Consider the following 11,726-nt stretch of genomic DNA (forward strand, 5'->3'; position numbering starts at 1 on the left):
CATTCCGACTGAACCGTCAGTGCTTGGACGTCAACATTTAGAAAACAGCCACTAGTTAAGTCAAAAAGTCGCACATAGTCAAATTTATGGCGCACTTCTTTTTCGAATCGGCCAGCGTCAGGTAAACAGATGGTATACCTTTGCCGCGTTTTTGGCTTGTCGGATCTGTGCCAATTCATCGACTATTGTTTGACGCTCACCACTTGCAACCTCAATTAATTGCCGATAGACACCGAGCAACTCCTCAAGCTTGACGCGCAACACCGCCTCATCCAGCTCGGGCTCACCCAGCACATCATCGACGCAGAGGCGGCAATTCACATCCAGATCACTGATCGCATCCCAGTCACGATTGGCCAATGCTCCCAGTAGTGCGTCACGGGTTTGTTCAATACGCTCGAGCACGGCGCTCATCACAACCTCCTCGGCGCAAGCGAATTATTCGCCAATTGCGTCCCAGCCTTCCTTGACGGTAATCAGCAAACGAGCTACCTCGTTGAGAATTTCCGGATCGTTCTGCACATTGGCTTCGACCAGACGCTTACTCATGTAGGCATACAGGCTGTCCAGGTCCGCCAATGAATCAGCATGATTTTCCAGATCCAGCCCCTCGCGCAAGCCGCCGACGATACCGATGACCTTGCCGATCAGGATGCCTTTCTGGGCGATATCATTGCGCGCCATGGCGCCCTTGGCCTGAGCAATACGGTCCAGGCCGCCCTGCATCAGCATTTGCACCAAGCGGTGCGGGCTAGCCTCGGAGGTCTGCGCCTGACCGTTAACTTTCTGGTATTGCCGAAGGGCCAACATAGGGTTCATGTTCTACCTCGTCACACAAAAGGATTCATATAACGGCTGTATCGACAGCGCGTCAAAAAACTTTAGCCACCATGTACAAAGCCCGGCGCACCCAAAGGGTGACGCCGGGCTTTTGGCACCGCCAATCGATCAGGAATTCCGTTGCTGCGCAGTGATCGCCTCAAAGATCGAGGTGATGCTATTAGCCTGCGCCTTCAGCTTACCCACCACGGTATCCATAGCGATGTACTTCTTGGTCAGCGAAGCTGTGAGCAGTTCGACACGACGATCAAGGTCTTCTTGCTGCTGATCAAGCCGCTTCTGCAGCGCATTCAGATTATTGGCACGCGAAGTCAGAACACCATCAGTCTTGATGTAGGGCTCAATCGCTTTGTTCATCCGCTCAAAGACACCATTGGTGCCCGTGAACAGCTCCTGGACCTCATTGCCCAGTTTCTTGTCATTCATGGCAGCGGTGAACTTGGTGCCATTGAACTCAAGCGTGCCGTCTTTTTGCGTATTAATACCCAACTGGCTTAGCGATGTCAGGCGATCACCTGAACCAATGGTTGCCAACTCACTACGAATATCCGCCAACAGCGAACGCGTAGTTGCATCCCCAGTCAGCGAACCAAGCACCGTATTGCCATTTGCATCCGTACTGGTCGCTGTCAGCGCATTGACCGCCTTGACCATCGTATTGTAGGCATCGACGAACTGCTGCACCGAAGCTTTCAGCCCGTCATTGTTGGCACCGACTGTTACCTTAGTGGTAGCCGCGCCCGAGCTCACTGCAACGAGATCAAGCGTAATACCACTGATAGCATTCTCGACGGTATTGGATTTGCTCGTGACAGCCAGACCGTCAATGGTCAGTTTCGCGTCCTGAGCAAGCGCACTAATGTAACCGGAACCATTGGTAGCCATGGGCTTGGTACCATCGATACTAATGCCCGTAGCCCCCCCTATCACCTTGATATCGGAACCAGCACCGGTAGTCGTCGAACCCAGCACCAGGCGCGCACCGCCAGATTCATTGATGATGTTCGCACTGATGCCGTTCACTGCAAGGGCGTCGTTGATCGAGTCGCGCACGCTTTGCAGCGTGGCGCCATCACCGATGCTTACCGTATAGGTCTTGCCGTTCTGCTCAATGGCCAGGTCGCCCTTGGGAATAGGGGTCGCAGCGCCACCGTCAGCGGTGGCAAACAACCTGCTGGCCACCTTGGAACCCGTCGCCAATTGGGAGACGTTGACTTCATAGGTACCGGGAACTGCAGTGTTGCTTGCCGTAGCCTTGAGAACATTCTCATTGGCGGAGCTAGCAGCATAGGCATTGAATGAAGGTGCAGCGCTATCGTTAAGCTTCTTCATGGAAGCCTGATAAGCCGCCAGCGCACTCTTGAGCGCACCGACACCGGAGATGTAGGCCTTGTTGTTGGTCGTCTGACGGGTGATCTGGGCCTGCTTGGCGGCCGTGTCGGAGTTAACCAGTGCCTCGACGATCGAACCGATGTTCAGCCCCGAGCCCATGCCCGTAGTGGAGGTAATTGGACTTGCCATTGTTAATCCCTCTAGGTTTCGCGCTTCCCTAGCCCAGCGAGACTAGCGAACACATGGTAAGTCTGCCAGTTCAGGCCTTCGCGTTGAACAGCAGGCTATTTACATCGCTGAGGCTGTTAGCAATCTTCAAGACTTCTTCCGATGGAATCTGGCGCACCAGCTCACCGGTCTCGCTAGCGATGACTTTGACCACAATCTTGCCGGATTCTTCGTCCGTGGAGAATTCGAGATTTCGTCGGTTCGAGGCCAGGAATTTTTCGATTTCCTTGACAGCACTCTTCACCTTTTCAGTATCGGGCACACCCTTGTCGGCTGTATCCCGCGACGGCTCACTTTGTTTTGCCGTGGCTTTTTCGGCGACCTGCTCGGTGGGTCGCACTGCCGGGTAAGACTGGTTCAGCTTCACGCTCATATCCATGTCTGTCACCTCTTAATGCAAAAGGCGGGGGAACGCCATGAACGCACTCCCCCGCCGATAACCATCAGGTGATTACTGAAGCAGTTTCAGCACGGCAGATGGCAACTGGTTGGCTTGAGCCAGAACCGAAGTCGACGCTTGTTGCAGAGTTTGCTGCTTGGTCAACTGAGCAGTCTCGGCAGCGAAGTCAGTGTCCTGTACGCGACCAAGTGCAGCGGAGGCGTTTTCGTTGATGTTCTGCAGGTTGTTGATGGTGCTGCTCAGACGGTTCTGTGCAGCACCGAGGTCAGCACGAGTGGTGTTGATGGTTTGCAGGGCAGTGTCGATTGCAGTGATCGCTTTCTGGAAGCTTGCCTCTGCAGTAGTACTATCCGAACCAGTGATAGCAACAGCGTCGGAGTCAACGCCCAGCTTCACTGCACCCATCGAGTCGCTCAGGGTGATGGAGATCTGGTCCGAAACGCCATTGTTGGAACCAACCTGGAAAGTCATTGTACCAGCGTTACCGTTCAGCAGGTTCTTGCCGTTGAGCTGGGTGCTGCTTGCGATACGAGTCAGTTCGTCGGACATTGCCGCGAACTCTTTGTTCAGCGCTGCACGGTCAGTGGTGCTGTTAGTGTCGTTTCGCGACTGAATAGCCAGTTCACGCATACGCTGCAGAATGTTGGTCTGCTCTTGCATCGCGCCTTCAGCGGTCTGGGCGATGGAGATACCGTCGTTGGCGTTTTTGATTGCCATGGTCTGACCGCGGATCTGCGAGGTCATACGGGTAGCGATCTGCAGGCCGGCAGCGTCATCTTTAGCGCTGTTGATTTTCAGGCCGGAAGACAGACGAGTCATCGAGTTGCTAAGTGCATCAGAGGCCCTGCTCAGGTTCTTCTGAACTGTCAGCGACGCAACGTTGGTGTTTACGGTTAATGCCATGACGAATTCCTCGTTTGTGGGATACTGCGGCTTCCGGCCTTGGCAACCGCCGGGTTTGGCCTAGAGAACCTTCGTAATAGTTATCGTCGTCAAGGCACGTTGCTTTAGGGATTTTTTGAAAATTTTTACTGGCATCGTGCCAGCCCAATGAAATCAAGGGTTTGACGCCATAAAAACAGCGCCGCCCTACCCCCCCTCACACCACCCAACGCCCTGTGAAGCGCTCGCAAGCATGCAGCACCTGCATCGCTGGCAAGCCTGCGCCAGTAAACCTGGAACCCGAAAAAGAACGCCCTGAAAAAACGAACCCCCGCTAAAAAGCGGGGGGTTCGTCATCAGTCGCTGTGCTTAGTCCGCACGCTGGATGATCGCCGATCCCCAGGACAGGCCAACACCAAAGCCACTCAACGCCACACGCTTGAAATTCGACTCAAGCACGTGCTTTTCCAGCAACAGCGGAATGCTCGACGACACGGTATTACCCGTCTCGACCATGTCTTTGATGAACTTCTCCGGGTCGTCCTCGAAACGTCGTGCAACCGCATCCACGATGGCCGCGCTGCCCTGATGGATACAGAACGCATCGATATCTGCCGGCTGCAGGCCGCTTTCACCCAGCAATTCATGCAGGTGGGCCGGGACCTTGAGCAAGGCAAAGTTGAACACCTGACGGCCGTTCATGAAAAATACACCATCAGTGACCTTCAGGTGTGCTGCACCAGAACCGTCGGTACCGAACTTGGCTTTACCCAACTGCCACGGTGCATCTTCGCCCATCCAGGTAGCAGTGGCCGCATCACCAAACAGCATGGTGGTATTGCGGTCTTCCGGATCGACGATCTTCGAATAAGGGTCAGCCGTGATCAGCAGGCCGTTCTTCAGGCCTGTGGCTTCCATGAAGCCCTTGAGCGCGTAGATACCATAGACGTAGCCCGAGCAGCCCAGCGAGATATCAAACGCAGCCACATGAGTCGGCAGGCCCAGCTTGTCCTGAACGATGGCAGCGGTATGCGGCAAGCCTTCTTCGTCACCATTCTGAGTAACGACAATCAACGCATCGATGGATTCACGCGAAAGCTGCGGGTTGGCCGCAAACAAGGCATTGACAGCTTCTACACAGAGGTCCGAGGTTTCCTGAGCGACATCTTTGCGTGGCAGGAAAGCGGAACCGATCTTGCCCAGGATGAAAGCTTCATCCTTTTCGAATTTTGCGCCTTGAGCGTAGTTGTCCACGCCAGCGGCCGGCACGTAACTGGCGATGCTTTTAATGCCAATCATATGGCTTCCCATTAATTAACAACTGAATACCCGCCGCTCGCACAGTGGAGAGGCACCGACAATCAGGGATGTTTGCCACCCAAAAACGCGGCGAAGCAGGCTGCCAGGGAGGCCTGGCAGGCACATACCGGATGGCAGGGCGATTCCCGGTCCTGACAATATACAGTGAAGATGCGCGATATGACTCGCAGGTCACGCTTAATTTGCCGAATTGCTGACAAGCCAACAACACCCAGACCAATGGATTACACATCGAAAAAGCCGAAATTGCCGGCAATGCTTTTCCGTTCTATCGAGATTCAGTCGCTAAAGTCAGCCACCTTGAATCCTTCCGATCCTTCACTTGAATACCCTTCCCAACCTCGCTAACCTTCGCCCGGTCACTGCAAATTCAGTGACCGGGCGTCGCGGCCCGTATAGCAAAAGGCGCTACAGCGCCCCACCAACACAATTCCAGGCGCTTTTTTTGTGCCCGTTTTCTGTGTAATGGCGGCTGTGCGTGGGAGACCTTCGGGTCTGCCGAGTTCCTTTTGCCTCGGTCCGCGAACCCGCGCACAGCTGCCACCCTATCGTTTCGCGGCGATAACTGGCAGCTCCATTGCAAAAGGAGTTCACCATGCACAAAGTCGTCCCTGACCCTCCACCCACCTGCACCTTGCAAAGAACCGCCAGCGCCACTTTCGGCTCTTGCGAAGGCAGCCATGACCCGCTATTCAGCGTTCGCCCCGGCATCAATGCAGAAGATGCGCTGATACACCTGTCCATTCTTCTGCGTTCCGCCTACGCCACCAACGCAAAAGCCTGTGAGGTGGTCGACAACCAAACCCTCAGCGTGCTCTGGTCCACACGTACCAGCATTGAGATGGCACTTGGATTAGTAGAAGCGCTACTTGATGGCATAGACGTGCAGCCCTCTCACTCACTACAGAGCGGCTGAGTGCTCTATTGGGGGTAGCAGCCTTGCATCGTCCCTCCTCTTACGCAGTGCGGATAGCTCCGTGCAAGGCAGCCCAGGCCACACCTGCCCCTATAAAAAAAGCCACGAACACCCCTAGGCGCTCGTGGCTTTTGATTAGTGGCGTACCGGGCGATTAACCGACCAGCACCTCCCACTCCACAGCCGTTGGAGCACCCAGGCCAAAGGTTCTGCCCGTGCGCGCATGGCTCGCGTTATAGGCCGGATCGTTTTCCAGATAGCCCGGCCACTTCTCACGCAACGCCTGCAAAGCCGCTTCCTCATGCCCGACAGCGCCGTGATGAATCACTTGCACCTGAGGCGTCCATACCGTCAGGTAACCCGCCTGAGCGGATTTCAAGCACAGGTCGACATCGGCGTAATGGGTCATGAAATCGACTTCATCGAGGCCTTCCAGTGCCAGATACAGTTCCTTGCGGATCATCAGGCACGCGGCAGACAGGGCCGAAACGTTATGCTCGACATGCAGCCGCTGCATATAGCCAGCCGCGTCCTTGCCCTCACCTGCCAGAGCCGGCGCAACGCCTGCCCCAAAGCCCAGCACCAGGCCAGCCTGAGTGACCGTACCCGCCCGGTCGAGCAGCTTGCCACCCACGATACCAACCTCTGGACGCTGCGCCTGGTTAAGCAGGCTTTCCAGCCAGTTGGCGTTTACCACTTCGCCATCACTGGCCAGCAACACCAGATATTCCCCGATCGCCTGCTGACAGGCCAGGTTGGTCATCGCCGACGGGCTGATGGTCTGTTCGCTACGTACCACCCGAATACGATCGCCACCTGCGCTCAGGCTAGACAACCACGCCAGCAATTGCGGCGACTGGCTGTTGTTATCGGCAATGACAATCTCGTGATTCCGGTAACGGGTACGCTGCAGCACGCTCACCAGACAAGGCTGCAGTTGCTCCATGTTGTCCTGGCAATAAAGCACAATCGACACGAGTGGGCGTGCTTCATGACGATAGTCGATCTGGTAAGTACCCGGCTTTGCCGAACTGACCTGCCCCGGATAGCCGCGCTGTATTACCTGTCGCGTCAGGCTTGCACGCTCATGCTCATTGGACTCGAGCACGCGCGCCTGACCGATCAACAGCGGCTCGGCCAAGTGAGCCAACCCAGCCAGTCCACCCTGCCCGATCAGGCGGAGCAACAGGTCGAATTCCAGTGCCCGGGCAAACTCAGCATCGTAACCGCCCACCTCAAGCAACAACTCGCGACGCACCAGCCAATGCCGCGCCATCAGACCCGGAACACTCTGCAACATGTCGAGACTGGCGCCTGGGCGTAAAACCTCTACCAGGGTACCGTCGGCCTGACGCATCACCTCATCCATTGCCACCGCACGGCAACCATCGGCCTCCAGCAACTCCAGGCTGGCGCGCAGCAAACCACCTGCCGTGAAACAGTCGCCAGCCTCGACAAGAATCACCCAGTCGGTGCCGAGGGTAGTCAGCGCACGATTGAGTTTGTCGACATGATCCTCTGCAGTGACCTTGACGAAGTGTACGGTCTGCTCCGGTGTCGTGTTGGCGGGCAAATCGCCCGTGGTCAGCACCACAATCTTGAAAGCCTTGTAATGGCCCGCCATCAAGCTGTCGAAGGTCGCCTGCAGCTTGAACATGTCGGCATCCAGGTCCAACAGCAGAATGCCGAAGGTCGGACCACCGGCATGACGAGCCAGACGCTTATTGGCCAGACGAACCTGGACAGCTGTTGGATTGCGCGCTTCCAGCCAGTTCAGCAAACGCCCGGACGCCATACTGTCGAGCAGTATCTTGCGATCATACGCGGGCACGCTGCACAAACGCTCAAACCAGCCTTGAAGCGGGGCAACCTCTTCATCATCGCCAGTGGCACGCAGCGACTTCAACAAACGCTCTACCACCGTACGGTTGAACGGGCTCAACCCCAAGGCTTCCCACAAGCGACTCTTGATCGTGCGCTCGGTGTCGTTGGCATGAACCTGCATCAGTTCCGATTGACGCAGCAAGATCGGCTCCAGCTCCTGAAGCTGCAAGCGACCCGCCGGCATGGCGTGAATCAGGAACTCGATACGTGCAAGCAGATCGAACATCGTCTTGTTATAGAACGGCATCTCGACGAATTGTTTCTCGCCAAAGAAGCGCACAGGCTCAGCCCCCGGCTGCGACCACTCGGAGCGAACGATCATGCAGGCTTCCAGCGCCCGCCCGCTTTGCAAGCCACGGGCCATTGCGGTAAAGCTCATCAACGCGATGTGCTTGATCTGATCAGGTGTCTTGTTGCGAAAGCCCATTGGCGTCGACGCCAGGAACTGAGCAAACGCCTCACGCTCGGCCACGGACTTGGAGTCGGTGTAGGTCAATACGGTCAAGACATTGGTGTTGTGCTCCGAGCCACCGTAGTTGACCTCTCGCACAGCATAGGGAATGGGCAGGATCCTGGCCTTGGCACAGGCAAGCAGGTAGAACGCGTGACCAATTTCCTGCCATTCAAAACTGGTATTGGCCGGCAGCACGGCATACCACTGCTGCAGCAGGTCGGTGCGCGTCACCGCATAAAATGGCGGCAAGAACTGCCCGAGGAAGTCCAGCACCCGCTCTTCGGAAAGATCAGAGTTGTAGTCTTCACAAACCCGCTTGTCTCGGCGATAGAAGTTCACCTCGGTGCCACGCGCCAGGTACATCATGCCGTAGCCATGGCATAACCCATACTCGGGATTTGCCTCAAGGAAGGCTACGGATTCAGCCAACGCATCGTGCAGGAGGAAATCGTCGTCGGCAGCAAAAGCCATGTAAGGCGTGTTGACCTGCGCCACACCGTAGACCAGCTTATCCTGAAGGCCCTTGTAGCTGAACGCCGGCAGGTGGCGATAATCCACCTCAGGATAATCCTGGACAAGATCGTCTGCCGCCTCGCGCGAAGAATCCAGGACCAGCACTTTACCGCTAAAGCCTTGGTAGTACTGCAGCGTACGACGCAAGAAAGCCGGCCGTTCATGACTGATAATGACCAGCGTAAAACGCTCTTTCAGCGCTGCGCCTTCTTGTGCAATGTGTTCAACGTGCATATCACTTTCCTGCCGGCCACTGGGGCCTGTGCGCTTTAGACCAGAGAATTCAACGAACCCGACGCAGATAGCCGTCCGGCGCCACACTAATCAGCAATTTGTCGTTCATTTGCTGATCGATTTCAAAATCGCCGTTTTCCTCCAGGTAGGCCCAGACCGCAGTCTTCGGGTTATCACCTGGCCCCCAGGGACGATCAGGAAAAGCATCGGCCGGCATGTCTTCAACCACCGTGTCCATCACGACGCAGTAGCTGCCCAGCGAAACCAGTGGTGCATACAGCCGCAGTTCCTCAAGCACATGCTCATGGGTATGGTTGGAATCGAGTACCAAGATAACCTTCTTGCCCGCCGCCAACGCACGAACCTGTTCGACGACGGCCAAATCAACGCTGGACCCCTCGATCATGCGAATACGCTTGAACATCGGATGGTTTTCGATGGCCTGGCGGTTGTGTGGGCGAATATCCCTGTCGATACCGAGCACCTCACCGTGCCCTTGCAGCTCCAGCAGCGAGGCGTAGTAGATAATCGAGCCGCCATGGGCAATACCGCACTCGATCACCAGGTCCGGCTTGATGTTCCAGATCAGCTCCTGCATTGCCATCATGTCCTGAGGCAATTGAATGATGGGACGCCCCATCCACGAGAAGTGATAACTGTACTTATGCCGGGCCGATTCATTGAAAAAGTCGCGAGCCAGACCTTTTAGCGTTTCGTTCTGGCCCTGGGCATCGATCTCAGCCTTGCACTCAGCCTCAAAAGCCTGATGTACGTTATTGTCAGTCATGTAGGGTCTCACTGATTGTCATTGAAACGAGGCGCTGTCTACAGCGTGGTAGACATAGCGCTCATCGGTCATGCGCTTGATTTCTTCGAGGTAGTTCGAGTTCATTACAAACAGGTTTGCGCCATCTGGGAGGCTGTCCAGCACCTCTTGCGGCGATGAAACGCGCAAACCACTGAGCGGCAGGTAACGCCCCTGCTTGGCCGGGTTGATGTCGACCACATGGTCCACCGCGACGCCAGCGCGCTGCAGGAACAGCGAATAGATAACCCCCTTGGACGACGCCCCCCAGATCGCTGCGCGCTGATCGGGAGCGTCCTTGATGATCTGTACCGCCCGCTCAAGGCTGGCGGTGAACCCCGTCGGCATTTGCAGCAGGGCTGAGCCCGTACGCGGCGCGCGCAAACTGGCAAGATCGGCGACGACATAGAGGTATTGCCCGCCAAACAGATGGCCGGTTTCGTGAACCGTGCCGAAGAGCCGTCGCAGATCGTCAAGCCGGAAATAATTGACGTGCTCGTAGAACACGTCGAACCATGCATGGTGCTCGACAATCCAGTCAAAGCACGGTACTTCGATGTAGATTTTTCCACCCTGGTTGGCGGCGGCAATTTCACTCAGGAATGCCTGCGGATCAGCCATGTGTTCCAGAACATGGCGCAAGACAATACCCTCGGCGGACAGCCCCAACTGACGCGTGAAAGGTGCCTTGATCACATCAGGATTATCGCCCTCGTAGGAAGGGTCGACGCCGGTGATGGTGTAGCCCCGCTCGCGCAACATCTCCAGGAAGTAACCTTTCCCGCAACCGACCTCAATCAAGCGCTGCCCACTGAAGTGGCGGGCCAGAATCTGCTCGACATCCCCCAAGTGCTTCTGAAACTGCGTCGAATGCGCCTGCTCGTTCTGGTAGTCCGCATCGTAGATCAGCTTGCTGCCATCAAACGCCTGATTGAAGATCAGACCGCTCTGCTCATCCTGTACCAGCACGATGTCCGCGTATCCGCTGGCGCGCGCCTCTTCGGCCGTCGCAAAGGTGCGGTTCTGCAAAACGGGCAAGCCTTGCGCCCGGTATAGCTCATGCGTCATGCCGCTCTCCTGTCAGGTCTCGCAAACGCTCGGTCGAGCCCCAGAACGCCATGGGTTCATGATGCGAATAGGGGTAGTACCCAAGGTTCAAGGTAATCGCCGAATGGCGCTGGCGAACCCGCTGCTCGACCAGTGTGCGAACCGACACGGGCTTGCCACTGCAGCAGTTGATCACACCGGAAAACGTCCGCTGTTTCAGCACACTCAACAGCAGCCCGGCGGCTTCTTCGATGCTCAGGTAATCACGCAACTGCTCACCCGCCGACATGTTGAATTGTTCATCGTTGGCATCGATGGCGCGATCCAGGCCGGCCAATAAGCTATTGGGCGCTTGCCCGGGGCCATGCAGATAGAACAACCGGGCCCACTGCAGGGTAAAGGGCTGCTCGCCCTGCAAACGTTCCAGGAACAGCCTCAAGGTATGCTTGGCAAGACCGTAGGCCGTGTTGGGTTGCGCTGGGCAGTGCTCGCTCAACTGGCCGTTCTGCATGCCGTACTCAAAACAGGTGCCCGTCACCAGAACCTGCCGCACCCCCGCCTCGACGACACGCTTGAGAAAGGCGTAGTCAGCCGGCAAATTGCGTTCGAAATGAAACAGCGCCTGATAGTTCGGCAGGCCAGGCCAGGCCAGGTGGGCAACCGCGTCCACCCCCTCGACCAATGCATCGATTGGCAGCGCTGCGGCATGCACGTCGACCGCCATGAACTCGACCTGATCAAACCAGGGCATTTCCCGCGCCAGTTCAAGTCGACGGGCAACAGCCCGTACCGCAATGCCTTCAGCCAGCAAGGCAGCGACCAGATGTCGCCCTACAAACCCGGTAGCGCCGGTAACCAGCACCTTCATCGG

11 protein-coding genes are annotated in these 11,726 nt (G+C 56.5%); 1 reads left to right on the forward strand and 10 read right to left on the reverse strand.

Features of this window, described 5'->3' with window-relative positions:
- Nucleotides 1-117 precede the first annotated feature (117 nt).
- From fliT to IE038_RS11700, 6 genes are all read right to left on the reverse strand, one after another.
- A complete protein-coding gene (fliT, locus tag IE038_RS11675; protein WP_163933683.1) occupies nt 118-414 on the reverse strand; it encodes a flagellar protein FliT in 297 nt (98 codons plus the stop codon).
- Between the two features lie 24 nt (nt 415-438).
- A complete protein-coding gene (fliS, locus tag IE038_RS11680; protein ID WP_065759980.1) occupies nt 439-819 on the reverse strand; it encodes a flagellar export chaperone FliS in 381 nt (126 codons plus the stop codon).
- A 129-nt stretch (nt 820-948) separates the two neighbouring features.
- Nucleotides 949-2,361 carry a flagellar filament capping protein FliD gene (fliD, locus tag IE038_RS11685; protein ID WP_163933686.1) on the reverse strand — a complete coding sequence of 471 codons (1,413 nt, stop codon included), beginning with the start codon at nt 2,359-2,361 and terminating at the stop codon, nt 949-951.
- 70 nt (nt 2,362-2,431) lie between these two features.
- Nucleotides 2,432-2,779, reverse strand: a complete 348-nt coding sequence (locus tag IE038_RS11690) for a flagellar protein FlaG (protein WP_189395657.1) — start codon at nt 2,777-2,779, stop codon at nt 2,432-2,434.
- A 72-nt stretch (nt 2,780-2,851) separates the two neighbouring features.
- The gene (locus IE038_RS11695; RefSeq protein ID WP_189395658.1) at nt 2,852-3,703 is read right to left on the reverse strand and encodes a flagellin domain-containing protein; all 852 of its coding nucleotides are present in this window, start codon (nt 3,701-3,703) and stop codon (nt 2,852-2,854) included.
- Between the two features lie 348 nt (nt 3,704-4,051).
- The gene (locus tag IE038_RS11700; protein WP_163939302.1) at nt 4,052-4,981 is read right to left on the reverse strand and encodes a ketoacyl-ACP synthase III; all 930 of its coding nucleotides are present in this window, start codon (nt 4,979-4,981) and stop codon (nt 4,052-4,054) included.
- 616 nt (nt 4,982-5,597) lie between these two features.
- On the opposite strand from IE038_RS11700, the gene IE038_RS11705 reads away from it, so the two are divergent.
- Entirely contained in the window at nt 5,598-5,918 is a 321-nt protein-coding gene (locus IE038_RS11705) for a DUF3077 domain-containing protein (RefSeq protein WP_163939304.1), read from the forward strand.
- Nucleotides 5,919-6,072: 154 nt separating this feature from the next.
- Here the strand turns inward: IE038_RS11705 and IE038_RS11710 are convergent, their stop codons facing one another.
- From IE038_RS11710 to IE038_RS11725, 4 genes are read right to left on the reverse strand one after another with little or no spacing between them, the layout of a single operon-like run.
- Entirely contained in the window at nt 6,073-9,003 is a 2,931-nt protein-coding gene (locus IE038_RS11710) for a TIGR00180 family glycosyltransferase (protein ID WP_189395659.1), read from the reverse strand.
- A 49-nt stretch (nt 9,004-9,052) separates the two neighbouring features.
- Complete coding sequence (locus tag IE038_RS11715) at nt 9,053-9,790, reverse strand: cephalosporin hydroxylase family protein (RefSeq protein WP_189395660.1); 738 nt, start codon at nt 9,788-9,790, stop codon at nt 9,053-9,055.
- A gap of 18 nt (nt 9,791-9,808) precedes the next feature.
- Nucleotides 9,809-10,876 carry a class I SAM-dependent methyltransferase gene (locus tag IE038_RS11720; protein ID WP_163939306.1) on the reverse strand — a complete coding sequence of 356 codons (1,068 nt, stop codon included), beginning with the start codon at nt 10,874-10,876 and terminating at the stop codon, nt 9,809-9,811.
- A complete protein-coding gene (locus IE038_RS11725; protein WP_163939322.1) occupies nt 10,866-11,723 on the reverse strand; it encodes an NAD-dependent epimerase/dehydratase family protein in 858 nt (285 codons plus the stop codon). Before IE038_RS11725 ends, IE038_RS11720 begins: the two co-directional genes overlap by 11 nt.
- Between the last annotated feature and the right edge of the window lie 3 nt (nt 11,724-11,726).

The organism is Pseudomonas laurentiana (assembly GCF_014648275.1).
Classification (GTDB): domain Bacteria; phylum Pseudomonadota; class Gammaproteobacteria; order Pseudomonadales; family Pseudomonadaceae; genus Aquipseudomonas; species Aquipseudomonas laurentiana.

Coding starts and splice junctions, on each gene's coding strand:
- IE038_RS11695 (WP_189395658.1), bottom strand. CDS start 3,703: ATGGCATTAACCGTAAACACCAACGTTGCGTCGCTGACAGTTCAGAAG.
- IE038_RS11705 (WP_163939304.1), top strand. CDS start 5,598: ATGCACAAAGTCGTCCCTGACCCTCCACCCACCTGCACCTTGCAAAGA.
- IE038_RS11720 (WP_163939306.1), bottom strand. CDS start 10,876: ATGACGCATGAGCTATACCGGGCGCAAGGCTTGCCCGTTTTGCAGAAC.
- fliT (WP_163933683.1), bottom strand. CDS start 414: ATGAGCGCCGTGCTCGAGCGTATTGAACAAACCCGTGACGCACTACTG.
- IE038_RS11715 (WP_189395660.1), bottom strand. CDS start 9,790: ATGACTGACAATAACGTACATCAGGCTTTTGAGGCTGAGTGCAAGGCT.
- IE038_RS11690 (WP_189395657.1), bottom strand. CDS start 2,779: ATGGATATGAGCGTGAAGCTGAACCAGTCTTACCCGGCAGTGCGACCC.
- fliD (WP_163933686.1), bottom strand. CDS start 2,361: ATGGCAAGTCCAATTACCTCCACTACGGGCATGGGCTCGGGGCTGAAC.
- IE038_RS11700 (WP_163939302.1), bottom strand. CDS start 4,981: ATGATTGGCATTAAAAGCATCGCCAGTTACGTGCCGGCCGCTGGCGTG.
- IE038_RS11725 (WP_163939322.1), bottom strand. CDS start 11,723: ATGAAGGTGCTGGTTACCGGCGCTACCGGGTTTGTAGGGCGACATCTG.
- IE038_RS11710 (WP_189395659.1), bottom strand. CDS start 9,003: ATGCACGTTGAACACATTGCACAAGAAGGCGCAGCGCTGAAAGAGCGT.
- fliS (WP_065759980.1), bottom strand. CDS start 819: ATGAACCCTATGTTGGCCCTTCGGCAATACCAGAAAGTTAACGGTCAG.